We start from the raw sequence: 25,773 nt of genomic DNA, 5'->3' as shown, positions 1-25,773 counted from the left end.
ACTGTGGGAGCTGGCTTGCTCGCGATAGCGGCCTGACAGCCGACCAATCTCTTGCAGGTGTACATATCCATTCCTGCGGTAACGGCCGCTTAGGGTTTCGCCCTTACGGCGAGTCACTTTTGACAAGCGACTCAAAAGTAACCAAAAGGTCTCGCCCCAAGCGTACGGCTCGTCGCTAAAGCTCCGAGTTCCCTCGCTCCGGCATTCATCAGGGGGCATCGCCTCCGGTCGGCTTCGCTTCGACCTCCTCTCGATGTGTCCGGCTTCGCCGAACGGCGCTGCGCGCCTACCCCTGATGAACGCCTCCACTCGGCCTGCCGAAGGGGCGGGTGGATCAAAAGCCAGATCAAGATCAAAAGCCAAAGCCAAAGCCAAAGCCAAAGCCAAAGCCAAAGCCAAAGCCAAAGCCAAAGCCAAAGCCAAAGCTCAAACCTTTGTGTCGGAAGTTTCCGCTCAATCGCTGGTTTCTAATCATTCGTCCGAATGCCCCGCCATTCAGCGACCGTCCTTAATCCTCCAGTTAACAAAACATAACGTGGCGTTGATTGTCAGACCTTTCGAAAGCTGGATAGGATAGGCCAGCTTCCGAAGGGGCTCTAGATTGCGCGTTTCAGGACTATGTTCCAAAACTGTCAATCGCGACGAGCAGCCCTGCGGCGCCCTGAAAGGTTGAACGACCTAACAATAATAATGGGGGAAAGGTCTATGAGTGAGCCTGTCATGGGTGTGGTTTTTTGCCGCCCGCCGGCGTTACGCAGATTCGCGTTGCTGGCTACAGCGCTCTCGCTGCTGGGCTCTGCCGCGCTGTCGGCACCCGTTCTGGCCGCAGATGCGCCAGTGTCCAATACGGTCTATTCGATTGAATCCGCCAAGTCCGCCAAAGGCCTGATGCTTGATATCGCCCACGCAGGCAAACGCCTGGTGGCGGTCGGCGATCGTGGCCACATTCTGTATTCCGATGACCAGGGCCAGACCTGGACCCAGGCCAAAGTGCCAAGCCGGGCGCTGCTGACCTCGGTCTATTTCGTCGATGACAAGCACGGCTGGGCAGTCGGCCATGACGCGCAAATCCTCGCCAGCGAAGACGGCGGTGTTACCTGGACCAAACAATTCGAAGATTTGAAGCGCGAAGCACCGCTGCTCGCTGTCTGGTTCAAGGACGTCAGCACAGGTTTTGCCGTGGGCGCTTACGGCGCGCTGCTGGAAACCACCGACGGCGGCAAGCACTGGGAAGACGCCAGCGACCGCCTCGATAACCCGGATCAGTACCACCTCAACGCCATCGCCGCAGTCAAGGACTCCGGGCTGTTCATCGTCGGCGAGCAGGGCAGCATGTTCCGTTCCCCCGACTGGGGCCAGACCTGGGAACGCCTGAAAGGACCGTACCAGGGTTCGCTGTTCGGGGTGATCGGCACCGCCAAACCGGGCACATTGTTGGCCTACGGTCTTCGCGGCAACCTGTTCCGTTCCACTGACTTTGGCAGCACCTGGGAGCCGATCGAGCTCAAGGCTGCCCGTGGTGCGCTGGAGTTCGGTTTGTCCGGTGCGACCTTGCTCGATGACGGCAGTATCGTGATCGTTGGCAACGGCGGCAGTGTGGTGCGCAGCAGCGACGATGGCGTGACCTTCAGTGTGTTCAACCGTTCCGACCGCATTTCTGTTTCAGCGGTCACCGCGGCAGGCAATGGCAACTTGATTCTGGTAGGACAGGGCGGCGTTCGCGCTACTTCGCCAATCGGCGCCGAGCTTGGCAAATAATAAGAGGCGGAGATATGACATCCATGAGTAGTCATCATCAGGACAAGGCGACGTTTCTCGAGCGCCTGATTTTCAACAACCGTCCGGCAGTGATCGTCATCTGCCTGTTGGTGAGCATTTTCCTGTTCTGGCAGGCAACGCTGATCCAGCCGTCCACCAGCTTCGAAAAAATGATCCCGCTCAAGCATCCTTTCATTGAAAAGATGATGGAGCATCGCAACGACCTGGCCAACCTCGGCAATACCGTGCGTATTTCCGTGGAAGCCACCAATGGCGACATTTTCTCCAAGGAGTACATGGAGACCTTGCGGCAGATCAACGACGAGGTGTTCTACATCTCCGGCGTTGACCGTTCCGGCTTGAAGTCGCTGTGGAGTCCGAGCGTGCGCTGGACCGAAGTGACCGAGGAAGGTTTTGCCGGCGGTGAAGTGATTCCGCAGAGCTACAACGGCTCGGTCGACAGCCTCGAGTTGCTGCGCAATAACGTGCTCAAGTCCGGTCAGGTCGGTCGGTTGGTGTCCAACGACTTCAAGTCGAGCATCGTCGATATTCCGCTGCTGGAGTCCTACCCGGACCCGCAGGACCAGGGCAAGTTGCTGGCACTGGACTACCAGAAGTTCTCCCACGAACTTGAAGACAAGATCCGCAACAAGTTCGAAAAACAGAACCCCAATGTGCAGATCCACATCGTCGGTTTCGCCAAGAAGGTCGGTGACCTGATTGACGGCCTGATCATGGTGGTGATGTTCTTCGGCGTGGCGTTCGTCATCACCCTGATCCTGTTGTTGTGGTTCACCAATTGCCTGCGCAGCACCGTGGCGGTATTGAGCACCACCCTGGTGGCGGTGGTCTGGCAGCTCGGGCTGATGCATGCCTTCGGCTTTGGTCTGGACCCGTACTCGATGCTGGTGCCGTTCCTGATTTTTGCTATCGGTATTTCCCACGGCGTGCAGAAGATCAACGGCATTGCCTTGCAATCCAGTGACGCGGACAACGCCTTGACGGCCGCCCGGCGCACGTTCCGTCAGCTGTTCCTGCCGGGGATGATTGCGATCCTCGCGGACGCGGTGGGCTTCATTACCTTGCTGATCATCGATATCGGGGTTATTCGCGAGCTGGCCATCGGTGCGTCCATCGGCGTGGCGGTGATCGTGTTCACTAACCTGATCCTGCTGCCAGTAGCGATTTCCTACGTTGGCATCAGTAAACGTGCGGTCGAGCGCAGCAAGAAAGATGCAATCCGTGAGCATCCGTTCTGGCGCCTGCTGTCGAACTTTGCCAGCTCGAAAGTCGCCCCGGTTTCGATCCTCCTGGCGCTGATCGCCTTTGGTGGCGGTCTCTGGTACAGCCAGAACCTGAAAATCGGTGACCTTGACCAAGGTGCGCCGGAGCTGCGCCCGGATTCGCGCTACAACCAGGACAACAACTTCATCATCAACAACTACTCCACCAGCTCCGATGTGCTGGTGGTGATGGTCAAGACCAAGGCTGAAGGCTGCTCGCGTTACGAAGCCATGGCGCCGATCGATGAACTGATGTGGAAGATGCAGAACACCGAGGGCGTGCAGTCGGCGATTTCCCTGGTGACGGTCTCCAAGCAGATGATCAAGGGCATGAACGAGGGCAACCTGAAATGGGAAACCCTGTCGCGTAATCCGGACGTGCTGAACAACTCCATCGCCCGTGCCGATGGCCTGTACAACAACAGCTGCTCGCTGGCGCCGGTGCTGGTGTTCCTCAACGACCACAAGGCCGAAACCCTCGACCGCGCGGTGCATGCGGTGCAGGACTTTGCCAAGGAAAACAACAAGGACGGCCTGGAGTTTATCCTTGCCGCCGGTAACGCCGGGATCGAGGCGGCCACCAACGAGGTGATCAAGGAATCGGAACTGACCATCCTGGTCCTGGTGTACATCTGCGTGGCCACCATGTGCATGATCACCTTCCGTTCCTGGGCAGCGACCTTGTGCATCGTGTTGCCGTTGGTGCTGACCTCGGTGCTGGGCAACGCATTGATGGCGTTCATGGGCATCGGCGTGAAAGTCGCGACCTTGCCGGTGGTGGCGCTCGGGGTGGGGATTGGCGTGGACTACGGCATCTACATCTACAGCCGCCTGGAAAGTTTCCTGCGTGCCGGTCTGCCGTTGCAAGAGGCCTACTACCAGACGCTCAAGTCCACCGGTAAAGCGGTGCTGTTCACCGGCCTGTGCCTGGCCATCGGCGTGTGCACCTGGATCTTCTCGGCGATCAAGTTCCAGGCTGACATGGGGCTGATGCTGACCTTCATGCTGCTCTGGAACATGTTCGGTGCGCTGTGGCTGTTGCCGGCACTGGCACGTTTCCTGATCAAACCGGAAAAACTCGCCGGGCAGAAGGGCAACTCGCTGTTCGCCCACTGATCGAGGTCGAAAATAACAAAGCCGCAACCTTTGGGTTGCGGCTTTGTTATTTTCGAGTTTCACACGACTCCCTGTGGGAGCGAGCAAGCTCGCTCCCACAGGGTTTGCGACAACAATGAGCTATCATTGCCGGTTTCCCCCTGAAAGACATGATTGCCATGACTGCCGAAACCCTTCTCAACGCCCTCGAACACTGCGACATGGTCGAAATCGACGGCTTGCACGCCTTCGAATTCGCTCTCGACGAAGACGACAATCTGCACATCGAATGCATGGACGGCCGAGCGGCCAAACATTGGGAGTTCAGCCCGGCTCAGGTGCAGGCGGCGGTATTCGATCAAACCCTGCAGAGCTGGACCATCACTGGTAATTCCGGCGAGCACCGACTGGTGTGCCTGAGCGCCTTCGGCGGTAGCGACGATGAAGACGAAACCAATGAAGATGCGTAAATTCTGGTCGCTGCTGATGGCGGGCAGTGTCGGCGCGATGGGGGTGCAGGCCGCCCCCGCCGATATCCATGAGCTGTTGATCGGCACCTACACCCAGGGCCAGAGCCAGGGGATCTACCGGCTCAAATTCGACAGCAAAAACGGTCAGCTCGATGCCACTCCGTTGCAAGTGGTCAAGAGCGCCAACCCGTCGTGGTTGACGCTTTCCAGCGACCAGCGTCGACTGTTTGTGGCCAACGAAAACGGTCCAGGGCAAGTCGACCCGGTAGGGCGCGTCAGCAGCTTTGCCGTCGAGCCGAAAACCCACGCATTGAGCCTGATCAGTCAGGTGCAGAGTCTCGGCAACGAACCGACCCATTCCAGTCTGAGCGCTGACGGCAAGCACCTGTTTGTCAGCAATTACTCGGTGGCCGAAGACCCGGGCGGCAGCCTCGCGGTATTAACGGTCAACGCCGATGGCAAACTGGCGCCGCCGATCCAGCTGAGCAGTCATCCGTCGAGCCGGGTCAATCCCGAGCGGCAGTTGTCGGCTCACGTTCATTCGGCAGTGTCCTCGCCGGACGGCCAGTTTGTATTCAGCAATGACCTGGGGGCGGACAAGATCTTTGTCTACCGCTATGACCCCAAGGCCAATCCGGAGCGACCGCTGACCGCCGCCACGCCACCATCGGTTCAGTTGCCACCCGGCAGCGGGCCGCGGCATTTGCTGTTCAGTGGCGATGGCAAGCACGCTTACCTGACCATGGAAATGAGCGCGCAAGTCGCGGTGTTCGATTATCAGGCCGGCAAGTTGACCCAGCGCCAGATGGTCGACCTGGCGGCGGGTCAACCCCAGGCGCAGAAGGCTGCCGCGGCGCTGCATGCCTCGGCGGATGGCAAGTTCCTCTACGTCAGCAACCGTGGCACCGCTAACGAGATACTGGTGTTCGCCATCGATCCGGCCAGTGGTGAGCTCAAGGCGCTTCAGCGTCGCTCGGTGGAGGGTGATCACCCGCGTGAATTCAGCCTCGACCCGAGCGGCAAGTTTGTGCTGATTGCGAACCAGAAGAGCAACCAGATCGTCATCATCGAACGTGATGTGAAGACCGGTCTGTTGGGCAAAGCCGTACAAAAACTGCCGTTCGACTCACCCAGCGATATCAAATTCTTCCTGCGTCAATAAGCCGCAGGCCCCATGCACCGGGGCCTGCGCGGTTCTATTAATCTGAGTGATATCCGCTACTGCTACAAAAGATTTCAAGCGCGTCAACCCTCGGGCGTAAGTTTGCTTCACGGCCTACACAGGCAAGCAAGCCAACTGAATCTACGAGGGTTACCGCCATGAACTTCAATCTCTTCTCGGTTATCGCCGCTTCCGCTATCTCCGCCACCGTTGCTCTGCCAGCCAGTGCCAGCGTCGAGATCAGCGATAAAAAATCCGGCACTCACACCTATACCCAGAAATACCTGCAACAAAGCGCCAACTTCTACGCCGCGCTGGATCACAAGATCCAACACTGAGACTCAAGCCCTGCCGACTTTATGCAGGAGCGAAGTCACTTGATCCGATTGGCGATCTAATCGCTGAAAAGACAAAAGTGATGTCGCTCCTGCATAAAGCATTTGCGACCCCGCACCTCAATCAGCACAAATACCGCGTGTAATATCACATGGCCATGTGTTTAAATTTGACGCTAATTTATTGACTCAATCTTTTCCAAGGATCGACGACATGGCGATGCGTCTGGCTGTGGTGCTGCTGTTTCTCTATTCCACTCCAATTCTCTCGGCGACCCAGCCGGTCGACGGCGAGCCTGAAGCCGCGCGCGAGCGCTTGATGAGCTTGTTGCAGGAATGAAAAAACGTCGGATTTTCGATCAATTAAACTGATAGCTACTATGCATAAAGGTCGCTATTCATAGCCGGTTATTTGATTGATTCTGTGGGCACTGAAACATGCCCACGGAGAATCCCATGGCCAGCGCAATCCTTTCTTCTGCCAAACACGGCGCTTACGTTGCCATCGGTTTATACGTCGCCATGGTGCTCGTGGTCAGCCTCTCGGCACAATCGCAACACATCGTTGAAGCGCCGATCCAGGTCGCCTATCCCGCCATCCAGTTTGAGCATCGCGCACAGAACTTCGGCGTTGAACACTCAGATGTCGCCGGAGTAGTGGGAGCATGAAAGGGCGCAGACTTTGGGTGATTGCCTTCCTGGCATTCATGACCAACGGATCTTCACTGCTCGGTATCGGTCAGGGCTCGGCGGGTTCGCTGGCACGGGCCATCGAGTGCAATCACAACATCACTCACAATATCCAGACCGCCACGGCGCTGGCTTTGTTGGCGGGTAATCCGCCAGCGAAACCCAAAGCCGTGGTTCTGGGGCCGTTCGAGATTGATTGCTCGGCGCTGCAAATGTGCAGTGTGCTGGCGTAATCAAATGTGGGAGCGAGCTTGCTCGCGATAGCGGTATGACAGTCGATATCAATGTTGAATGTCAGTCAGTCATCGCGAGCAAGCTCGCTCCCACACTGGGCCTTCGCCATGACCGCGGTAAAAAGATCTGACTCCAGAATCCCTTGAAGCCACGCTTGCAGATGCTGGTATGGCGTCTGCGCAAACCACTCGCGGTCGACATGGGCGAACTGGCGTATGAACGGCGCCAGGGCGATGTCCGCCAGGCTCAGATGATCAGCCACCAGATAAGTCCGCTGTTGCAGCAACTCATCCAGTTCGCGCAAAAACACTTCGCCTTCTGCGCGGTAATGCTCCATGGGTTGTTCCGGGTAGCGCTCGGCGTACTTGTAGCGATTGAGGTGCAGTTTGAACACCTGATCGTTTGCTTCGATCAGCGCCGCGCTTCGTTGTTGCGCCGCAGGATCGTTCTTGAGCAGCCAGTCTTGTGGGTCGTTCTGTTCCAGCGCCCACTGCATGATTTCCAGGCTTTCCTCTATGACCCGACCTTCAAGGCTCAGCACCGGCACGGTGCCCTTGCTCGATAGCGCGAGCATTTCCGGCGGCTTGGCCTTGAGGCTGACTTCGACAATGTTCAGCGTCACAGCGCTGTAACGCAGCGCCATGCGTGCGCGCATGGCGTAGGGGCAACGTCGAAAGGAGTAAAGCGTCGGCGTGGTCATTTGACCTCCAGCGTGCTCAGGCCATTGCCTTGGCGACGAACCTGGATCTGCACCGGGATTCGCTCGTGCATCTCTTGTACGTGGGAGATCACCCCGACTTTGCGCCCTTGCGCTTGCAACCCGTCGAGGGCGTCCATCGCCAATTGCAGCGACTCCGGGTCGAGGCTGCCGAAGCCTTCATCGATGAACAACGATTCGATTTTCAGCGTGCTTGAGGCCATCGAGGCCAGGCCCAGCGCCAGTGCCAGCGATACCAGGAAGGTTTCGCCGCCTGACAGTGAATGCACCGAACGCAGTTCGTCGCCCATTTCCGTGTCCATCACCAGCAGACCGAGCATGCTGCCGCCGCGCTTGAGCCGGTAGCGGCGCACCAGTTGCCGTAACTGGGCGTTGGCGTGATGCACCAGCAAATCGAGGTTGTAGGCCTGGGCGATCTTGCGGAAAGTGTCACCGGTGGCCGAGCCGATCAGGGCATTGAGCCGCGCCCAGCGCTGCCACTCGTTGTAGGCCTCGCCAATGCGTTGTGCCAGCGCCTGATTGGCGTCCTGACGGCGTTGATCTTCGGCTTGTTGCGCACGCAATTCGGCGCAGAGCTGTTCGCTGATACCGAACTGGCTTTGCAGCTCGCTGAGGGCGCTGGCCAGTTGTTCGGCGTCGAGGTTGCCGTTGTGTTGCGCCTGATGGCTGTGCAGGCGCTGTTCACGCTCATGCAACAGCACTTTGGCTTGCTCGATGGCTTTTTCGCTCAGTTGGAGCTGTTGGCGCAGTTGACTGACCTGCTCGTCGCTGAACGCCAGTAACTGCTCCAGACCGCCATCGTCCAGTTCTGGATGAAGGGCACGCCATTCGGCAATCTTGCCGCTCAGCTCATGACTTTCCGTTTCCAGGGCGTGCTGGCGTTGTTGCTCGGCCTTGAGCTCGGCGGCCAGTTGAATCTGCTGGCTGCGGACCTCTTGCAGCGCTTGACTGGCCGTTGCTTCAGCCTGTCGGGCCTGCGCCACGGCCTGATCCAGTTGCTGTTGCCACTGCTCGGCACTCGGCTGGTCGCCCAGCAGTTCGGCGAGTTTCTGTTGGGCGGCGTGCTGCTGTTCGGCAAGCGCGGTGAATTGCTGTTGCGCGGCTTCCCATTGCTGCACGCGTGTCAGCTGTCGGTCCTGTTCTTTCTCAAGGTTTTGCTGGCGTTGCTGTTGTTCGCTGAGTTCTTCGCGTTGCCGCTCCAATTGTTCCAGGCGCTGGGCAACGTGCTGATCGAGTTGCATGAAGGTCGCGGCGGGCTCATTGCGCAAACCTTCGAGCGTTGCAGCCGGGAGCAGGCTGCTGAACGCTGCGAGTTCTTCTTCAAGACGCTGACTGTCGTTGCTCAACTCACGCTGCTGAATGGCGAGTTGCTGGGCGGCCTGTTGGCTGGCCTGGTCGGCGGCTTGCAGCTGTTGCTGAAGACGTGCGGCGTCTTGCTGCAAGGTGAGCAGGGCGCTTTGTCGCTGTTCGTCCTGAGCGATGCTCTGATTCAACTGAACACTTTGCTGAGTCAGCCAGGCGTCACGTTTGCCAGCGTCTTGCGCCTGTAGTTGGGCGGCCAATGGATGCGCTTCAAGGCTCGGTGTCAGGCTTTGCTGCTGAGCTGCCAGCTGTTCCTGTTGTTGCAGCCATTCCTTTTGCTGAGCTATCAGCCCGCCGACGTCAGTGCGCAGATCCGCGAGTTTTTCCTTGAGCAGGTCAACGGCTTTCTGTGCGTTGGCCTGTTCGCTTTCATCGTGCCGACCAAGGCTTTGCAGCAACGCTTCAGGCTGATGATAGGGATGCTCGACGCTGCCGCAGACCGGGCACGGTTGATCGTCCCGCAACTGCCCGCGCAATTCTTCGACGCTGGCACTGCGCGCCAGACGCTGACGCTCCAGCAATTCCTGGGTGACTTTCAGGGTTTGTTCGGCGACGGTCAGTTCGGCTTTGGCCTGGACGCCTTCGCGGGTCAGGCGTTCGCGTTCAATTTGAGCGGTCTGCAGGCGTTGTTGCAGTGCCTGCGCGCGCTTGTCCAACTCCTGCTGACTGGCCCACAACCGCGCCAGCTCTTCGATGGCGCGTTGCTGCTTGCGGTTGTCTTGCAGCAGGCTGGCGAGGATCTGAATCTGCTCGGCAACGGCTTGCGGTTCGGCCCCGGCTTCGCTGAACAGCAGTTCCAGGCTTTGGCGTTGTGCGCTGAGTTGGGCGGCAGTGTCGGCAGCCCGTTGTTCCAGTTCGAGCAGCTCGGTCTGGCCTTTTTTCAGGCGATTGCCCACCAGCATCAGTTGCTGCAATCGCTCGCGGTAGGCATTCCACGCATCACTGACCGGCGCCAGTTGAATACTCTGTTCCAGTTGCACAGCAATGGTTGCCAGACGTTCGGCGACCCGTTGTTGCTGCTCAAGCATTCGTGCGATGGCTTGCTGGCCTTCGGTGTTGGCTTGCTCGGCACTGTGTTTGAGTTCGACCGAAGTGCTGATGGCTTGCGTCAGGCGCGCAAGGTTGCTCTGTTCTTCAAACGCCTGACGCAGCAGCGGGGCGTTGCTGCTGTGTTGGTTTTGGGCCTGGCTCAGCGCGTTTTTTGCGGACTCCAGGCTGTGTTCGAGTTGCACCTGACGGTTGTGCAGCTCGCTTTGCTGTTGGCCGTGTTGCTGAATCAGCGCGGCCAACGGGCTCAGTTGCGCGCTCAGCTCGGTTTGCCGGGCAAACTGATGCCGTTGCGGTGCCAGTTGTTCCAGGCGTACCAGGTTCAGCCGCTCGCCAGCCTGGGTGTCCCACGACTGTTGAGCGTGTTGCAACTGTTCAGCGGCGGCCAGTTGCTGGTCCTGCAACTGGTGCAATTCCTTGAGCCAGGTGTGTTGCAACTCCAACTGCTTGAGCTGCGCTTGCCGGGTTTTGAGTTGTTGCTGGGCGTCGTTGAAGCGCTGATCGAGCTCGGCGCGGGCTTCGGGCTCAAGCGGTGTGACGCCCGTCGCCTGATCTTGCAGCAGCTTGTGGGCTTCGCGGGTTTCTTTGCTTTTGTCGAAAGCGCGCTTGCCCAGGCGCGTGTAGAGCGCGGTGTCGGTGAGTTTTTCCAGCAGTTCGCTGCGATCGTTGTCATCGGCCTTGAGGAACGCACTGAACTCGCTTTGAGCCAGCATCACGGCACGGGTGAACTGTTCGAAGTTCAGGCCCAACACGGCTTCAAGCTGAGTCTTGTATTCGCCTTTCTGACTGGCCAGTAGCTGATCGGTGTCGAGGTCGCGCAGGCTTTGGCGGCTGGCTTGCAGCTTGCCGTTGGCTTTTTCGCGGGCGCGATTGGCTTCCCAGCGCGCACGGTAGCGACGTCCGTCGATGCCCACAAAGTCGACCTCGGCGAAGCCATCACCGGTACCGCGTCGCAGCAGGGTGCGCGGGTCGCCGGTGGCGATCTCGCCGTCCGCATCCGGCACCTTGGCGTCACGTCCAGTGTTGTTGAGGCGTGGCACCGCACCAAACAGCGCCAGGCACAGCGCATCGAGCAAGGTGCTTTTGCCGGCACCGGTCGGCCCGGTAATCGCGAACAGACCGGCGCTGGCCAGTGGTTCGACGGTGAAATCGATTTCAAACGGCCCCGCCAGCGAGGCGAGGTTCTTCAGGCGGATCGCGAGAATTTTCATGGCTGTTCGCTCTCCTGCTGAACGTCTTGCAGCAGCAGGGAAAAGTCCTTCAGCGTCTGTTCGTCGACGGCGCTGCCGTAGTTGTCCTGCCAGGCGCGGCTGAACAATTCCTGTGGGGTGAGCTGATCCAGTTCTATCAACTGGCCATTGTCATCAGCGCCGTCTCGACTGCCGGAGCCTGCATATTCGGCGGCGATCCGTACCAGGCGCACGGCTTTTCCTTGCAGCGCGGTTTCGATCTGTTGACGCAGGTCCGGCTGCGGTTCGTCGAGGCGTACGCGGACTTCGAGCCATGGCTGGCGCTGGAGGTCGGCCAACAGGTCGATGTTTGGCAGGTCCGCCAGTTGGCTGAGGATATCGGCCAAAGGCGCTGGCCCTGAGCGTTGCAGGTGAACTGAACGAGGGATAAGGCGCGGCTCGACACTGATAAGGGTTTCACCGTCGAGTTTGATATCGAGGATTTGGTGCGGGTAATTGATCTCGGAAAACGACAGCGGAATCGGCGAGCCGCTGTAGCGAATGCGTTCCTCGCCGTTGACCTTCTGCGGTTTGTGCAAGTGACCGAGGGCGACGTAGCTGATGCTCGGCCCGAACAGGCTGGCGGGCAAGGCTTCGGCGTTGCCGATGATCAGGCTGCGTTCGGAGTCCTCGGACACCGAACCACCGGCCATGTGCGCGTGGCTGATAGCGATCAGCGCCTGACCGGGTTGGCGCTTGGCATTGGCCGCTTCAATCAGCCACTCATGCACCTGACCGATGCCGCGCAGGTAGTTGTCGCCCAGATGGGCGCCGGTGACTTCGGCAGGACGCAGAAACGGCAGCGCCAGGCACCAGCCGGCGATTTTGCCTGAAGCATTGGGCAACGGAATCAGCAGGCGTTCTGCGTCCAGTTGCCCGTCATCGAGCCACAACACCCGGCCCAGCGCGTGAGTGCGCAAACGCCGCATCAGCGGCGCAGGCAATTCGATCCGCGAGCCGGAGTCGTGGTTGCCGGCGATCATTACGATGGTCAGCGACGGCTGCTGCTCGTGCGCGCTGACGATGAAGTCGTAGAGACGTTCCTGGGCTTTGACCGGCGGATTGACCGTGTCGAAGATGTCACCGGCGATCAGCAGCACATCGGGCTTTTCCAGCCCTAGCTGACGCAATAGCCAGTCGAGGAAACAGCCGTGTTCAAAATCGCGCTCCTGGCCATGCAGGTTCTGCCCAAGGTGCCAGTCGGAGGTGTGGAACAGACGCAAGGCGTACTCCGCTAAAAATAAGGTGATGGCCGCGTGGGAAATGATGGCGGCTAAAGGGGAGGGAGTTTACTGGCAAAAGGTCGGGAATGCAGAAAGGCAGAAAAGATCGCAGCCTTCGGCAGCTCCTACGGGATGTACACCATTCCCCCGTAGGAGCTGCCGAAGGCTGCGATCTTTTGCTCTACTTCGGATATAACGGCGGTAAACCACTGTCGCCGACCGGGTCGTGGACCCGGTCGGCGATCGGGATGGCGCGGATCGCGCGCCAGAGTTCTTCGCCTTGCCAGGACTGCCCGGTTTCGCTGTACAGCGCGCCGTTCAGGCCGTCCAGCGCGTCGGAAAGCGGCACGAAGCGGGCGGCCATGTCGGCCAGGGTTTCTGGCTGTTGGCGAGCCCAGGCGTCGAGTGCCTGGCGGGTGGCTTGAGGGTCGTTGGCCTGGCTGGCACGCTTGAGGTCGTCCAGCAGGGTGCGCGGGCTCGGACCGGTTTGCGCGGCGCGTAGAAGCGCTGGCTGCCAACGTGCGCGCCACCACAGGCCGAAGCCGAGCAGGGTGGTGCAGGCCAGGATCAAGCTGCTGAGTTTCCAGTACCAGAGCTCTTCGTTGCTGGCCGCTACCATGGCCGGCGAGTTGCCGGCGGGGGTGTCGACCACCAGGCTCGGGTTGTTGACCACGTGCAGGGTTCTGGCCGGCAGACTGCTGCGTTCCAGATGATCTTCATGGGTGTTCCACCAGATCACTTCCACGGGGGATAACTCGATTTGCCCGATGCGGGTCGGCACCAGTGCCTCACGGTCTTCGCGGCTGCCGATCAGCCCGCGTTCGCTGTGCTGATTGCTCAGTTGCGGCTGGTCGGGGTAACGGCGCAGGCCGTTGGCGTCAGTGATGGGCAGAGGGGGCAGTTGTGAACTGGCCAGGCCTTCGGCTTTCAGGGTCAGGCTACGGGTCAGAGAGTCGCCGACCTGAATCCGGTCCGGCTCCGGGCTCCAGCTTTCGCTGAGGCTCAGGCTGCGCGCGGGTAGCCAGGGAATGTCGGCCGGGTAGTCGGCCGGTTTGGCATTGACGGTCAGGGTCATTTCGGAGGAACTCACGCGCATCAGCTTGCCCTGTTTCGGGCTTTGGGGCGCGGGCGCCTGCGTGGGTTGTGCGTCCACCAGCGTGGCGCTGAACACCTGCGCGGGGATCGTCAGCACGCCGCTGTGTTGCGGGTAGATCGCATATCGCAGCTCAATCACGCCGTGGCGCAGACCATTGATGACTTTCTCGTACGTGCGTGGTTCGCCCAGCTGTTCGACGCGCGCATCGGGGATTGGCAGCGGCGTGACGTTGCTGTCGTCATACAGCGGCACCGAGTGATAGACGCGCAAGGTCAGAATAGCCTGGGCCTGCACGTACACCGTGTCCTGATCGAGACTGGACTCGATGAACACGGGCGCCAATGTGTTCGGGCTGTTTTGAGTAGCGCTTTCGACCACCTGCAGGCTGATCGGCTGGCTTTTGTAATCACCGAGCTGCAAGGGCGGGATGACGACCGTGCCGTTCTGCCGGGGCAGCAAGGTAATGATCCAGCGGGTGGTGGCGCGGTTGTCGCCGCCCAGGGTCGTGAACTGGTTGACCTGGCGGGTGCCGCGAACCTCGAACAGCGGCTCCAGTGCGCTCAGGTCCGGTTTACCGAACTGGGTGACATCGCTGGATTCGAGCGTCAGCTCGACCGTCTCGCCGGAGTTCACGCGGCTGCGATCGACGCTGGCAACCAACCCTTCAGCCTGGGCGCCAACGGTCCAGAGCAAAAGGCTGAGCAATAAGGCGGTGAAGCGGGTCATCGAGTTTTTCCCTGATCCTGATGTTGTTGCTGCTCGTACCAGAATTTACGTCTAAGCAGTTCGCCCGGCTCATCCGGGATTGTACGCAGCCATTGCTCCAGGGCCTGGCGGTGCTCGCCGTCGAAGTTGGCGTCGGCGCTGCGGATCGGCGGTGTGGTGCGTTGTTCGTCGCCCAACTCACTGCCGGGCACTTCATTATTGCCCGGTTGCGGCGGGCCGTCGGCATTGCTTTCGCTGTTGGCTTCGTTGCTCGATTGCGCGGTTTGAGTGTCGGTCTTCTGCTCGTCGCTGGTCGAGGGCTGTGTCGCCGCACTCGGCGGCGGGGTCTGTTGAGTCTGCGGGCTCTCTTCGCCGTCGGTCTTTTCCGGTTCGCTGGGCGGTGTGGGGGCCTTCTGTTTGATCAGGGCTTCTACCAGTGCTTTGTTGGTCAGCGCCGGGCGTAAATCAGGTTGCAGTTCAAGGGCCTGCTCATAGGCGTCGACGGCAGCTTCCAGCTCACCGCTTTTAGCCAGGGCGTTGCCACGATTGTAGTGCGCGCGGGCGTCGTTGCCTTCGGCGAAGCGCTCGGCGGCAGCGGTGTACTCACCGGCTTCATAGAGCGCGATCCCTTGCCACTGCGGGTCCTTGAAATGCTTTGCGGCGTCGGCGGGCTGGTGCTGCTTGAGCAACTGCTGACCTTGTTGGTCCGGGCGCAGCCAAAGATCGCTGAACTCGAAGGCGTAACCCGGTTGCGGCAGCATGAACAGCAATGGCAGGCAGAGCAGCCAGCCACGGCGTCCCGCGCAGGCCGTCAGCAGCAACAGCGGCAGCAACAGCCAGTAGCCCTGATCGGCCCAGGTATCCAGGCGCAGGGTCTGGCCATCGTTGCGCACGCCATGCGGGCTGTCGAGCAGCCCTAGGTCGCGCAGGTCGCTGTCGTCCAGGCGTGCTTGTCGGTAACGTCCGTCCATGTCGCTGGCAAAGGCTTTCAGGCTCGGCCCGTCGAGACGCGGCACGAGAATCGCACCCTGCGCGTCCTTGAGGAAACTGCCGTGCTGGTCAGTGACCGGGGCGCCTTGCGGGGTGCCGATGCCGAGCATCAACCATTCCGGTGCCTGACCACTGAGGGCCTGACGAATACCCTGGCGCTCCTGTTCGGTGAGGGACGAACCGATCAGCAGAATCCGTCCCTGGCCGAGGGCGCCACGGTCGAGCAATGTCAGCGCCTTGGTCACGGCCAGATCGGCGCGATGACCCGCCTGAGGCATGATCGACGGTTTGAGCGCTTCCAGCAGGTTACGGCTGGTGGACAGGTCGTCGGAGAGCGGCACCAGAGTGTGCGCGCTGCCGGCATAGACCACGATCGCGGTTTGCGCATCGCTGCGGGCTTGCAACAGATCGAGCAGTTTGCGTCGGGCCTGCTCAAGGCGAGTCGGCAGCACGTCGGTGGCGAGCATTTCCGGGGTCAGTTCAAGGAGAACCACCAACGGGTCGGCGGGTTTCTGCGCGAACTGTTCAACCCGTTCCCAGCCAGGCCCCAGCAGGGCCAATAGCGCCAGAGCCCAGGCCAGGCCCAGGGCGATCCATGGCAACTTGCTTTCACGGCCGCTGCCACCACTGAGCAGTGCGGCATGGAAGGCCGGTGGCAGGATCATCTGCCAGCGACCCGCACGTTTTTGCCGGTGCCAGAGTTGCCACAGCAACCAGCCCAATAGCGGCAACAGCAGTAACCACCAGGGACGGAACCAATGCGGCCAGAGCTCGATCATCGACGCCTCCGCAGACGCAGGCGTTTCAGTCGCTGGCGCCAGTCAGGGTGCTGTTGCAGAAAATGCGACTGGGTGAAAAAACGTTGCAGCGGGTTGTCTGGCCAGCGCGCGCGGATGACCAGCAACAGGCTCATCAGCAACGCGGCGGCCAGCGGCCAACTGTATAGCGCTTGTGCCGGGCGAGCCTGGGTCGGTTGTTGAGTCACGGGTTCCAGTTGATCGAGGGTCTGCTTGATCGCCTGCAACTCTGCCCCGTCGCGGGCTCGGAAGTAACGTCCACCCGTGGCTTGCGCGATGGCCTTCAAGGCCGGCTCGTCGAGGTCCAGGCTCGGATTGACGCCCAGGAACCCCAGGGTGCCGCTTTGCTCCGGGTCGGCGCCGATACCGATCGGGTAGATTTTCACCCCTTCTTCGGCGGCCAGTCGCGCGGCGGTCAGTGGATCGATTTCACCGCCATTGTTGGCGCCGTCGGTGACCAGGATCAGCACGCGGCTTTGTGCCGGACGTTGACGCAAGCGTTTCAGGGCCAGGCCGATGGCGTCGCCTATGGCGGTGTTCTTGCCGGCGATGCCAATCCGCGCTTCGTCGAGCCAGATACGCACGGTGCGCCGGTCGAAGGTCAGCGGGGCTTGCAGATAAGCCTGGCTGCCGAACAGGATCAGGCCGACGCGATCGCCATCGCGTTTTTCGAGGAAGTCACCGAGCAAGTGCTTGACCAGCGTCAGGCGGCTGACGTCTTCGTCCTGCCATTGCATGTCGGGGAAGTCCATAGAGCCGGATACGTCGACGGCCACCAGCAGGTCGCGTCCACTGGCGGCAATCGGCAGCGGTTCGCCGAGCCATTGCGGGCGCGCGGCGGCGATCAACAGCAGCAGCCAGAGCAGGATAAGCGGTGCTTGCTGGCGCCAGGCCGGCAGGTTGGCGCGGGCGCGACGCCGGGCCAGGCCTTCAAGGTCGCTCAGGAAGCTGACGTTGAGCGCCGGCTCGCCGCTGTCGGCGGCCGGTAGCACAATCCGCATCAGCCAAGGCAGCGGCAGCAGGGCGAAGATCCACGGCCAGGCGAACTCAAACATGCTTGCGAATCCAGGTGTCGACAGCTTGTGTCAGGCCGGCGATGGCCTTGTCGTCGAGTTTGCATTCCGGCTTGTAGGCGCCTTCAACCAAAATCATCCAACGAGTCAGGCCAGCAGCCGGACAGCGGTTGTCGAGAAACGCCAGCCATTTACGACCATTAAGGGTGTGGCTCTGGCTGTAGGGGTAATGGTTGCGGCACAGGCGTTTGAGCAACCCGTTGAGTTGCTGCAACCAGGCGCCGGCCGGTGCGCCGTCATACGGCTTGGGCATTTGCGCCAGTTCGGCCAGTGCAGCCAATCGCACCGGATCCAGCGGCTGTTCGGTGCGCACGGTGGAACGTTTGGCGGGAATAAAGCGGCGCAACTGCCACAGGCCGAAACCGATCAATGGCAACAGCGCCAATAGCAGCCACCAGCCCAGTGCCGGGGGCCAGAACTCGATAGGCGGTGGGCTCATCAGCGGTTGCAGTTGATCGAGGCTGCTCATTGGCTTTTCCCCGGTCGTTTCGGGTTCAGGTATTCGCGCAGTTGCTCGACCATCTCGCTTTGAGTGCTCAGGGGCATTAACAGGACGCGCAGTTTCTGCGCCAGCAATTCCCAGCGGGCGATGCGGGCTTCGGCCTGGGCGCGATAGCTTTGGCGCAGGTCAACGTTCAGCGTATCGAGTTCAAGTTGTGCCCCTCGCTCGGCGAAACGCAGTAAACCGGCAGCGGGCAGGGCGTGGTCCAAGGGATCGGAAAGTGGCAGCAACAGCAAGTCGCAGTGTCGCGACAGCAGGCTCAGTTGCTGCTCGGCGCCCTCGGACAAGGCGCGCTCGTCGCAGATCACAATCACCAGGCTCCCTGGGCGCAGCACTTCACGAGCGCGGCGCAGGGCCATGCCCAAGTCATCACGATCGGTCTCGCCTTCGGTGTTGAGGGTCTGGTTGACGCGCACCAAACGGTTGAGCAATTGCAGCAGGCTTTGCTTGCTGCGCCGTGGTTTGATTTCGTAGTGCTGGTTGTCACCGTACACCAGCCCGCCAACACGGTCGTTATGCCCCAGCGCGGCCCAGCCAATCAGGCTCGCGGCTTGCGCAGCCAACACTGATTTGAACATCAGCCCCGAGCCGAAAAACAAGCGGCGACTTTGCTCGACCATGATAAAAATCGGCCGCTCGCGCTCTTCGTGAAACAGCTTGGTGTGCGGCTCCTGGGTGCGTGCGGTGACGCGCCAGTCGATGGTCCGCACATCGTCGCCAGCCTGATAGACCCGCACCTGATCGAAGTCGACGCCACGCCCGCGCAGCTTGGAATGGTGCAGGCCAATCAATGGGCTGCGCTGGCTCGGCGTGGAAAACAACTGCACTTCGCGCACGCGATGGCGCATCTCGATCAGCTCGGAGAGACTGACGCGGATACCCGGTTCGGGCGCAAGCGGTGTGCTCATGAGGGTCAAGCGACAGCTACGACGTCGAGAATCCGCTGGACCACGCGGTCCTGGTCAATGCCTGCGGCTTCGGCTTCGAAGGAAAGAATGATGCGATGGCGCAAGACGTCGAACAGCACGGCTTGAATGTCTTCGGGGCTGACAAAGTCGCGACCGGCCAGCCAGGCGTGAGCGCGCGCGCAGCGATCGAGGGCAATGGAGCCCCGCGGGCTGGCGCCATAGGCAATCCACTCGGCCATTTCCGGGTCGAACTTGCCCGGTGTGCGGGTCGCCATGACCAACTGCACCAGGTATTCCTCCACGGCGTCGGCCATGTACAAACCGAGGATTTCCTTGCGTGCGGCAAAAATCGCTTGCTGGCTGACTCGGCGCTCGGGCTTGGTTTCGCCGTTCAGCGCTTCACCGCGGGCCTGTTGCAGAATGCGCCGCTCGACGGCGGCGTCCGGGAAGCCGATTTTGACGTGCATCAGGAAGCGGTCGAGCTGGGCCTCGGGCAGCGGATAGGTGCCTTCCTGCTCAATCGGGTTCTGGGTGGCCATGACCAGAAACAGCGGCGACAGCTCGTACGTGCTGCGCCCGACGCTGACCTGCCGCTCGCCCATGGCTTCGAGCAAGGCCGACTGGACCTTGGCCGGCGCCCGGTTGATTTCGTCGGCCAGCACCAGGTTATGGAAGATCGGGCCTTGCTGGAACACGAAACTGCCGGTTTCCGGGCGATAGATCTCGGTGCCGGTGATGTCGGCAGGCAACAGGTCGGGGGTGAACTGGATGCGATGGAATTGCGCTTCGATGCCTTCGGCAAGCTCTTTGATGGCCTTGGTCTTGGCCAGGCCTGGGGCGCCTTCGACCAGCATGTGGCCGTCAGCAAGTAGCGCGATGAGCAACCGCTCGATGAGTTTTTCCTGGCCGAGAATCTGCGTTGAAAGAAAGGTTCGCAGCGCAAGCAGCGCTTCACGATGTTCCATCGATGACTGTTCCTGGAAAGGGTGAGCAAAGGCGTTCGACTAACACCAGGGCTGGGGGCGTTACTTTAATCCATCGCAGGGGGTAGCGACTAACGGCATTTTACGCAAAGTGCGGGAATTGATTGGCGATTGTTGGAAATTTTCAGGGCCGCGCAATGGCGGTGTTCATTCGGGCCCCATCGCGAGCAAGCTCGCTCCCACAGTGGATTTTGGGGGATGCAAATTTTGCAACCCGCGGAGATATCTGTGGGAGCGAGCCTGCTCGCGATGGCGTCGGCACAGGCGCAAAAAATCTGAAGCTCAGAGCTGGCTGATATAGGTGCCGGTGCCCTTGAGGATGTTCTGCAGGGTTTCTTCGACTTCAGCCAGGTCGGCCGCCGCAGTGTTGTGAATAATTTCCAAAGAGTCATCGCCATTCAGCGCATCAGCATCTGCGGCGGCAATTTCGATCAGCAGGCGGGTAGGGCTGAGGGTGACTTTTACCCCGTCGAGGGTGGACGGCTCGCCATCGAGGGTGATTTCCAGCTCGTCCTCGTCCGGGTAGCGAGTCATCAAAAACATGTCGCCCTGATTGCTGTGGCAGCAGAGCATGGCCATGTTGTCTTCTTCGTCGTCGCACGGGTTGGCGATCAGGTGGGCGGTGGTCATTTGCATGGGGAATTCCTGGCTCGGCGAGCGTGGTGAAGGCAACAAAAGGCGATTCTGCCAGCCCGAGGGAATTTCTGCTCGCCTGACTGTCAGAGGATGTGTCGAGAGCATCCCGGGTGTTGCTGGTCATTTCTGGTACGAAGGTGCCGTAAAACCGGGCATAAACCGCCCGTTTTTCCGTGTGACTGCTAGTGTTGTTCGATGCATTGCCGATGAGTTACGTGCCGATGACCGAATATGTCGCAGCATCGCAAGCAGGCAGGTTGTCGCACCCGATAAGCTGCGCAACCAATGGATACCCGTAAAGACAGTGCGCAATCGATCGCGCAGTCGCTTTTGCAGATGCCCATTATTGGAAGGTGAATGTGACCTGAGTGTCTCGTCCAGCTTCACCCACCTGTCACCCTGTCAACCTCTGCCCGAGATTCAGGAACAGGGTGACGGATCGCCCCGATAGGGGTTTTGCACGCGACGCTTCCATCAATAACAAGCCCAAGCGGAGTACCACAGATGGCATTCTTCACCGCAGCCAGCAAAGCCGACTTCCAGCACCAACTGCAAGCGGCACTGGCGCAGCACATCAGTGAACAGGCACAGCCACAAGTGGCGCTGTTCGCTGAACAATTCTTCGGCATTATTTCCCTCGATGAGCTGACCCAGCGCCGGTTGTCCGACCTCGCCGGCTGCACCCTTTCTGCCTGGCGCCTGCTTGAGCGCTTTGACCACGTACAACCGCAAGTGCGCGTTTACAACCCTGATTACGAACGCCACGGCTGGCAGTCGACCCACACTGCGGTCGAAGTGCTGCACCACGACCTGCCATTTCTCGTGGACTCGGTGCGCACCGAGCTGAACCGTCGCGGTTACAGCATCCATACCTTGCAAACCACCGTGCTGAGCGTGCGTCGCGGCGCCAAGGGCGAGCTGCTGGAAATCCTGCCTAAAGGCACCCAGGGTGATGGCATTCAGCAAGAATCGCTGATGTACCTTGAGATCGATCGTTGCGCCCATACCGCCGAACTCAACGTATTGAGCAAGGAACTGGAACAGGTTCTCGGTGAAGTCCGCGTTGCAGTCGCCGATTTCGAACCGATGAAAGCCAAGGTCCAGGAGCTGATCGACGGCATCGACAAAAGCAAATTTGCCATTGATGCCGAAGAAAAGAGCGAGATCAAGGGTTTCCTCGAATGGCTGGTGGGTAACCACTTCACGTTCCTGGGTTACGAAGAGTTCGTGGTTCGTGACGACAAGGATGGCGGCTATATCGAGTACGACCAGAACTCGTTCCTGGGCCTGACCCGATTGCTGCGCGCCGGCCTGACGGCCGAAGACCTGCGTATCGAAGACTACGCCGTGAACTACCTGCGCGAGCCGACTCCGCTGTCGTTCGCCAAGGCTGCGCACCCGAGCCGTGTACACCGTCCGGCTTACCCGGACTACGTGTCGATCCGCCAGATCGATGCCAGCGGTAAAGTCATCAAGGAATGCCGTTTCATGGGCCTGTACACCTCGTCGGTGTATGGCGAAAGCGTGCGGGTCATTCCGTACATCCGTCGCAAGGTCGATGTTATCGAGCAGCGTTCCGGCTTCCAGGCCAAGGCGCACCTGGGCAAGGAACTGGCCCAGGTACTCGAAGTGCTGCCACGTGACGATCTGTTCCAGACGCCGGTGGACGAGCTGTTCAGCACCGTGATGTCGATCGTGCAAATCCAGGAACGCAACAAGATTCGCGTGTTCCTGCGCAAAGACCCGTACGGCCGTTTCTGCTACTGCCTGGCCTACGTGCCACGCGACATCTACTCCACCGAAGTGCGTCAGAAGATCCAGCAAGTGCTGATGGATCGCCTGAAAGCCAGCGATTGCGAGTTCTGGACCTTCTTCTCCGAGTCCGTGCTGGCCCGTGTGCAACTGATTCTGCGGGTCGACCCGAAGAACCGTCTGGACATCGACCCGCTGCTGCTGGAAAAAGAAGTGGTTCAGGCCTGCCGCAGCTGGCAGGACGACTACGCAAGCCTGGTGGTCGAAAGCTTCGGCGAAGCCCAGGGCACCAATGTGCTGGCAGACTTTCCGAAAGGCTTCCCGGCCGGCTACCGCGAGCGCTTCGCTGCGCATTCGGCGGTGGTCGACATGCAGCATTTGCTGAGCCTGAGCGAAACCAATCCGCTGGTCATGAGCTTCTATCAGCCGCTGCTGGGGCAAACCGCCGGTCAGCAACAGCTGCATTGCAAGCTGTACCATGCCGATACCCCGCTGGCACTGTCCGACGTGCTGCCGATCCTGGAAAACCTCGGCCTGCGCGTGCTCGGCGAGTTCCCGTATCGCCTGCGTCACAGCAACGGTCGCGAGTTCTGGATTCACGACTTCGCGTTCACTGCCGCTGAAGGCCTGAACCTCGACATCCAGCAGCTCAACGACACGTTGCAGGACGCTTTCGTCCACATCGTGCGTGGCGATGCCGAGAACGATGGATTCAACCGCCTCGTACTGACTGCCGGCCTGCCGTGGCGCGACGTGGCGCTGCTGCGTGCTTACGCCCGTTACCTGAAGCAGATTCGTCTGGGCTTCGACCTGGGCTACATCGCCAGCACCCTGAACAACCACACCGACATCGCTCGCGAGTTGACCCGGTTGTTCAAAACCCGTTTCTACCTGGCCCGCAAGCTGACCGGCGACGACCTCGACGACAAACAGTTGCGTCTGGAACACGCGATCCTGGCTGCGCTGGACGACGTTCAAGTACTGAACGAAGACCGCATCCTGCGTCGTTACCTGGACCTGATCAAGGCGACGCTGCGGACCAACTTCTACCAGACCGATGCCAACGGTCAGAACAAGTCCTACTTCAGCTTCAAGTTCAACCCGCACCTGATTCCAGAACTGCCAAAGCCTGTACCGAAGTTTGAAATCTTCGTTTACTCGCCACGGGTTGAAGGCGTGCACCTGCGCTTCGGCAACGTTGCTCGCGGTGGTCTGCGCTGGTCCGACCGTGAAGAAGACTACCGCACCGAAGTCCTGGGCCTGGTAAAAGCCCAGCAAGTGAAGAACTCGGTCATCGTGCCGGTAGGCGCCAAAGGTGGCTTCCTGCCGCGTCGTCTGCCACTGGGTGGCAGCCGTGATGAAATCGCAGCAGAAGGCATCGCCTGCTACCGCATCTTCATTTCCGGTCTGTTGGACATCACCGACAACCTGAAAGAGGGCAGCCTGGTGCCTCCGGCCAACGTCGTGCGTCATGACGGCGATGACCCGTACCTGGTGGTTGCCGCGGACAAGGGCACTGCGACTTTCTCCGACATCGCCAACGGCATTGCGATCGACTACGGCTTCTGGCTCGGTGACGCCTTCGCATCCGGCGGCTCGGCCGGTTATGACCACAAGAAAATGGGCATCACCGCCAAAGGCGCGTGGGTTGGCGTTCAACGTCACTTCCGCGAGCGCGGCATCAACGTCCAGGAAGACAGCATCACTGTCGTCGGTGTCGGCGACATGGCCGGTGACGTGTTCGGTAACGGCTTGCTGATGTCCGAGAAGCTGCAATTGGTCGCTGCCTTCAACCACCTGCACATCTTCATCGACCCGAACCCTGAGCCTGGCAACAGCTTCGCTGAGCGTCAGCGTCTGTTCGACCTGCCGCGTTCGGCGTGGTCCGATTACGACACCAGCATCATGTCCGAAGGCGGCGGGATCTTCTCCCGTAGCGCGAAAAGCATCGCGATTTCCCCGCAGATGAAAGAGCGCTTCGACATTCAGGCCGATAAGCTGACCCCGACCGAACTGCTGAATGCCTTGCTCAAGGCGCCAGTGGATCTGCTGTGGAACGGCGGTATCGGTACGTACGTCAAAGCCAGCACCGAAAGCCACGCCGATGTCGGCGACAAGGCCAACGATGCACTGCGCGTGAACGGTAACGAACTGCGCTGCAAAGTCGTGGGCGAGGGCGGTAACCTCGGTATGACCCAACTGGGTCGTGTCGAATTCAACCTCAATGGCGGCGGCTCCAACACCGACTTCATCGACAACGCCGGTGGTGTGGACTGCTCCGACCACGAAGTCAACATCAAGATCCTGCTCAACGAAGTGGTTCATGCCGGTGACATGACCGAGAAGCAACGTAACCAGTTGCTCGGCAGCATGACTGACGAAGTCGGCGGCCTGGTCCTCGGCAACAACTACAAGCAGACCCAGGCTCTGTCCCTGGCGGCCCGTCGCGCCTACGTGCGGATTGCCGAGTACAAGCGTCTGATGAACGACCTGGAAGGCCGTGGCAAGCTGGACCGTGCCATCGAGTTCCTGCCGTCGGAAGATCAACTCAACGAGCGCGTTGCGGCAGGCCAGGGCCTGACCCGTGCCGAGCTGTCGGTGCTGATCTCCTACAGCAAGATCGACCTCAAAGAGCAGTTGCTCAACTCCCTGGTACCGGACGACGATTACCTGACCCGCGACATGGAAACCGCTTTCCCGCCGATGCTGGTGAGCAAGTTCTCCGAGGCCATGCGTCGTCACCGTCTGAAGCGTGAGATCGTCAGCACCCAGATCGCCAACGACCTGGTCAACCACATGGGCATCACCTTCGTTCAGCGACTCAAAGAGTCGACCGGCATGAGCCCGGCGAACGTGGCTGGCGCTTATGTGATCGTGCGTGACATTTTCCACCTCCCGCACTGGTTCCGTCAGATTGAAGCCCTGGATTACCAGGTCTCGGCCGACATACAACTGGAGCTGATGGATGAGCTGATGCGTCTGGGCCGTCGTGCCACTCGCTGGTTCCTGCGCAGCCGTCGCAACGAGCAGAATGCAGCGCGAGACGTCGCACACTTCGGTCCACATCTGGCAGCGCTGGGCCTCAAGCTCGACGAACTGCTGGAAGGCCCGACCCGCGAAGGCTGGCAGACCCGCTATCAGGCTTACGTCGCCGCTGGTGTACCTGAGTTGCTGGCGCGCATGGTTGCAGGCACCACTCACCTGTACACCTTGTTGCCGATCATCGAAGCGTCGGACGTGACCGGTCAGAATGCAGCAGACGTGGCCAAGGCCTACTTCGCCGTGGGCAGCGCGCTGGACCTGACCTGGTACCTGCAACAGATCAGCGCTCTGTCGGTGGAAAACAACTGGCAAGCACTGGCCCGTGAAGCGTTCCGTGATGACATCGACTGGCAACAACGGGCGATCACCATCTCGGTCCTGCAAATGGGTAACGGCGAGCAGGACGTGGAAACACGTCTGGCCTTGTGGATGGACCAGAACCAGACCATGGTCGAGCGCTGGCGCGCCATGCTGGTGGACATCCGTGCCGCCAGCGGCACCGACTACGCCATGTACGCGGTGGCCAACCGCGAACTGCTGGACCTGGCGTTGAGCGGGCAAGCAGTGGTGCCTGTCACGACCACTGCAATTGCTGAACTGGAGCCTGCTGCCTGATCATCAGGCGCTGAATAAAAAAGCCCCGCATTGAGAGATGCGGGGCTTTTTTCGTTGTGATGTTTATC

Annotated in this window: 20 protein-coding genes; 10 read left to right on the top strand and 10 right to left on the bottom strand. The window is 60.3% G+C overall.

Going from position 1 to position 25,773, the window contains the following annotated elements; translation table 11 throughout:
- The first annotated feature begins 295 nt into the window (after positions 1-295).
- The 9 genes from AC1RPZ_RS03055 to AC1RPZ_RS03015 all read left to right on the top strand — a co-directional run bounded on the left by AC1RPZ_RS03055 (position 296) and on the right by AC1RPZ_RS03015 (position 7,026).
- Positions 296-577: a hypothetical protein gene (locus AC1RPZ_RS03055; protein WP_493134702.1), complete on the top strand. Its 282-nt coding sequence runs from the start codon at positions 296-298 to the stop codon at positions 575-577.
- A 128-nt stretch (positions 578-705) separates the two neighbouring features.
- Positions 706-1,758: a WD40/YVTN/BNR-like repeat-containing protein gene (locus AC1RPZ_RS03050; protein WP_493134700.1), complete on the top strand. Its 1,053-nt coding sequence runs from the start codon at positions 706-708 to the stop codon at positions 1,756-1,758.
- Between the two features lie 23 nt (positions 1,759-1,781).
- Entirely contained in the window at positions 1,782-4,157 is a 2,376-nt protein-coding gene (locus AC1RPZ_RS03045) for an efflux RND transporter permease subunit (protein ID WP_493134698.1), read from the top strand.
- A gap of 158 nt (positions 4,158-4,315) precedes the next feature.
- A complete protein-coding gene (locus AC1RPZ_RS03040) occupies positions 4,316-4,606 on the top strand; it encodes a DUF5629 family protein (protein WP_493134696.1) in 291 nt (96 codons plus the stop codon).
- Complete coding sequence (locus tag AC1RPZ_RS03035) at positions 4,593-5,768, top strand: lactonase family protein (protein ID WP_493134694.1); 1,176 nt, start codon at positions 4,593-4,595, stop codon at positions 5,766-5,768. Before AC1RPZ_RS03040 ends, AC1RPZ_RS03035 begins: the two co-directional genes overlap by 14 nt.
- Before the next feature lie 158 nt (positions 5,769-5,926).
- A complete protein-coding gene (locus tag AC1RPZ_RS03030; RefSeq protein WP_493134692.1) occupies positions 5,927-6,106 on the top strand; it encodes a hypothetical protein in 180 nt (59 codons plus the stop codon).
- Between the two features lie 211 nt (positions 6,107-6,317).
- Positions 6,318-6,443 carry a hypothetical protein gene (locus AC1RPZ_RS03025; RefSeq protein ID WP_493134690.1) on the top strand — a complete coding sequence of 42 codons (126 nt, stop codon included), beginning with the start codon at positions 6,318-6,320 and terminating at the stop codon, positions 6,441-6,443.
- Positions 6,444-6,559: 116 nt separating this feature from the next.
- Positions 6,560-6,772 carry a hypothetical protein gene (locus AC1RPZ_RS03020; RefSeq protein WP_493134688.1) on the top strand — a complete coding sequence of 71 codons (213 nt, stop codon included), beginning with the start codon at positions 6,560-6,562 and terminating at the stop codon, positions 6,770-6,772.
- Positions 6,769-7,026, top strand: coding sequence for a hypothetical protein (locus AC1RPZ_RS03015; RefSeq protein WP_493134686.1), 258 nt, complete (start codon positions 6,769-6,771; stop codon positions 7,024-7,026). Before AC1RPZ_RS03020 ends, AC1RPZ_RS03015 begins: the two co-directional genes overlap by 4 nt.
- Positions 7,027-7,091: 65 nt before the next feature.
- Here AC1RPZ_RS03015 and AC1RPZ_RS03010 read toward each other — a convergent pair whose 3' ends face one another.
- From AC1RPZ_RS03010 to AC1RPZ_RS02965, 10 genes are all read right to left on the bottom strand, one after another.
- Positions 7,092-7,727, bottom strand: a complete 636-nt coding sequence (locus AC1RPZ_RS03010) for a glutathione S-transferase (protein WP_493134684.1) — start codon at positions 7,725-7,727, stop codon at positions 7,092-7,094.
- Complete coding sequence (locus AC1RPZ_RS03005) at positions 7,724-11,365, bottom strand: AAA family ATPase (protein WP_493134681.1); 3,642 nt, start codon at positions 11,363-11,365, stop codon at positions 7,724-7,726. The genes AC1RPZ_RS03010 and AC1RPZ_RS03005 overlap by 4 nt, the downstream gene beginning before the upstream one ends.
- Positions 11,362-12,606, bottom strand: coding sequence for an exonuclease SbcCD subunit D C-terminal domain-containing protein (locus tag AC1RPZ_RS03000; RefSeq protein ID WP_493134679.1), 1,245 nt, complete (start codon positions 12,604-12,606; stop codon positions 11,362-11,364). Before AC1RPZ_RS03000 ends, AC1RPZ_RS03005 begins: the two co-directional genes overlap by 4 nt.
- Positions 12,607-12,787: 181 nt before the next feature.
- Positions 12,788-14,428 (bottom strand): BatD family protein, encoded by a 1,641-nt coding sequence (locus tag AC1RPZ_RS02995; protein ID WP_493134676.1) that lies wholly within the window; start codon positions 14,426-14,428, stop codon positions 12,788-12,790.
- Positions 14,425-16,176: a vWA domain-containing protein gene (locus AC1RPZ_RS02990; protein WP_493134674.1), complete on the bottom strand. Its 1,752-nt coding sequence runs from the start codon at positions 16,174-16,176 to the stop codon at positions 14,425-14,427. Before AC1RPZ_RS02990 ends, AC1RPZ_RS02995 begins: the two co-directional genes overlap by 4 nt.
- Positions 16,173-17,249: a vWA domain-containing protein gene (locus tag AC1RPZ_RS02985; RefSeq protein WP_493134672.1), complete on the bottom strand. Its 1,077-nt coding sequence runs from the start codon at positions 17,247-17,249 to the stop codon at positions 16,173-16,175. Before AC1RPZ_RS02985 ends, AC1RPZ_RS02990 begins: the two co-directional genes overlap by 4 nt.
- The gene (locus tag AC1RPZ_RS02980; protein WP_493134670.1) at positions 17,242-17,736 is read right to left on the bottom strand and encodes a DUF4381 domain-containing protein; all 495 of its coding nucleotides are present in this window, start codon (positions 17,734-17,736) and stop codon (positions 17,242-17,244) included. Before AC1RPZ_RS02980 ends, AC1RPZ_RS02985 begins: the two co-directional genes overlap by 8 nt.
- Positions 17,733-18,677 carry a DUF58 domain-containing protein gene (locus AC1RPZ_RS02975; RefSeq protein WP_493134668.1) on the bottom strand — a complete coding sequence of 315 codons (945 nt, stop codon included), beginning with the start codon at positions 18,675-18,677 and terminating at the stop codon, positions 17,733-17,735. Before AC1RPZ_RS02975 ends, AC1RPZ_RS02980 begins: the two co-directional genes overlap by 4 nt.
- A gap of 5 nt (positions 18,678-18,682) precedes the next feature.
- Positions 18,683-19,642 carry an AAA family ATPase gene (locus tag AC1RPZ_RS02970; protein WP_493134666.1) on the bottom strand — a complete coding sequence of 320 codons (960 nt, stop codon included), beginning with the start codon at positions 19,640-19,642 and terminating at the stop codon, positions 18,683-18,685.
- A 300-nt stretch (positions 19,643-19,942) separates the two neighbouring features.
- A complete protein-coding gene (locus AC1RPZ_RS02965) occupies positions 19,943-20,296 on the bottom strand; it encodes a hypothetical protein (RefSeq protein ID WP_493134664.1) in 354 nt (117 codons plus the stop codon).
- 504 nt (positions 20,297-20,800) lie between these two features.
- Between AC1RPZ_RS02965 and AC1RPZ_RS02960 the strand changes: the two genes are divergently transcribed.
- Entirely contained in the window at positions 20,801-25,705 is a 4,905-nt protein-coding gene (locus AC1RPZ_RS02960) for an NAD-glutamate dehydrogenase (protein WP_493134661.1), read from the top strand.
- Positions 25,706-25,773: the final 68 nt, after the last annotated feature.

It is taken from the genome of Pseudomonas sp. GW822-FHT02D10 (assembly GCF_058802345.1).
This window is presented reverse-complemented; position numbering and strand designations above follow the sequence as displayed.

Excerpts from the sequence above, each read along its gene's own strand:
- AC1RPZ_RS03055 (WP_493134702.1), top strand. The coding sequence starts at position 296 with ATGAACGCCTCCACTCGGCCTGCCGAAGGGGCGGGTGGATCAAAAGCC.
- AC1RPZ_RS03050 (WP_493134700.1), top strand. The coding sequence starts at position 706 with ATGAGTGAGCCTGTCATGGGTGTGGTTTTTTGCCGCCCGCCGGCGTTA.
- AC1RPZ_RS03045 (WP_493134698.1), top strand. The coding sequence starts at position 1,782 with ATGAGTAGTCATCATCAGGACAAGGCGACGTTTCTCGAGCGCCTGATT.
- AC1RPZ_RS03040 (WP_493134696.1), top strand. The coding sequence starts at position 4,316 with ATGACTGCCGAAACCCTTCTCAACGCCCTCGAACACTGCGACATGGTC.
- AC1RPZ_RS03035 (WP_493134694.1), top strand. The coding sequence starts at position 4,593 with ATGAAGATGCGTAAATTCTGGTCGCTGCTGATGGCGGGCAGTGTCGGC.
- AC1RPZ_RS03030 (WP_493134692.1), top strand. The coding sequence starts at position 5,927 with ATGAACTTCAATCTCTTCTCGGTTATCGCCGCTTCCGCTATCTCCGCC.
- AC1RPZ_RS03025 (WP_493134690.1), top strand. The coding sequence starts at position 6,318 with ATGGCGATGCGTCTGGCTGTGGTGCTGCTGTTTCTCTATTCCACTCCA.
- AC1RPZ_RS03020 (WP_493134688.1), top strand. The coding sequence starts at position 6,560 with ATGGCCAGCGCAATCCTTTCTTCTGCCAAACACGGCGCTTACGTTGCC.
- AC1RPZ_RS03015 (WP_493134686.1), top strand. The coding sequence starts at position 6,769 with ATGAAAGGGCGCAGACTTTGGGTGATTGCCTTCCTGGCATTCATGACC.
- AC1RPZ_RS03010 (WP_493134684.1), bottom strand. The coding sequence starts at position 7,727 with ATGACCACGCCGACGCTTTACTCCTTTCGACGTTGCCCCTACGCCATG.
- AC1RPZ_RS03005 (WP_493134681.1), bottom strand. The coding sequence starts at position 11,365 with ATGAAAATTCTCGCGATCCGCCTGAAGAACCTCGCCTCGCTGGCGGGG.
- AC1RPZ_RS02995 (WP_493134676.1), bottom strand. The coding sequence starts at position 14,428 with ATGACCCGCTTCACCGCCTTATTGCTCAGCCTTTTGCTCTGGACCGTT.
- AC1RPZ_RS02990 (WP_493134674.1), bottom strand. The coding sequence starts at position 16,176 with ATGATCGAGCTCTGGCCGCATTGGTTCCGTCCCTGGTGGTTACTGCTG.
- AC1RPZ_RS02985 (WP_493134672.1), bottom strand. The coding sequence starts at position 17,249 with ATGTTTGAGTTCGCCTGGCCGTGGATCTTCGCCCTGCTGCCGCTGCCT.
- AC1RPZ_RS02980 (WP_493134670.1), bottom strand. The coding sequence starts at position 17,736 with ATGAGCAGCCTCGATCAACTGCAACCGCTGATGAGCCCACCGCCTATC.
- AC1RPZ_RS02975 (WP_493134668.1), bottom strand. The coding sequence starts at position 18,677 with ATGAGCACACCGCTTGCGCCCGAACCGGGTATCCGCGTCAGTCTCTCC.
- AC1RPZ_RS02970 (WP_493134666.1), bottom strand. The coding sequence starts at position 19,642 with ATGGAACATCGTGAAGCGCTGCTTGCGCTGCGAACCTTTCTTTCAACG.
- AC1RPZ_RS02965 (WP_493134664.1), bottom strand. The coding sequence starts at position 20,296 with ATGCAAATGACCACCGCCCACCTGATCGCCAACCCGTGCGACGACGAA.
- AC1RPZ_RS02960 (WP_493134661.1), top strand. The coding sequence starts at position 20,801 with ATGGCATTCTTCACCGCAGCCAGCAAAGCCGACTTCCAGCACCAACTG.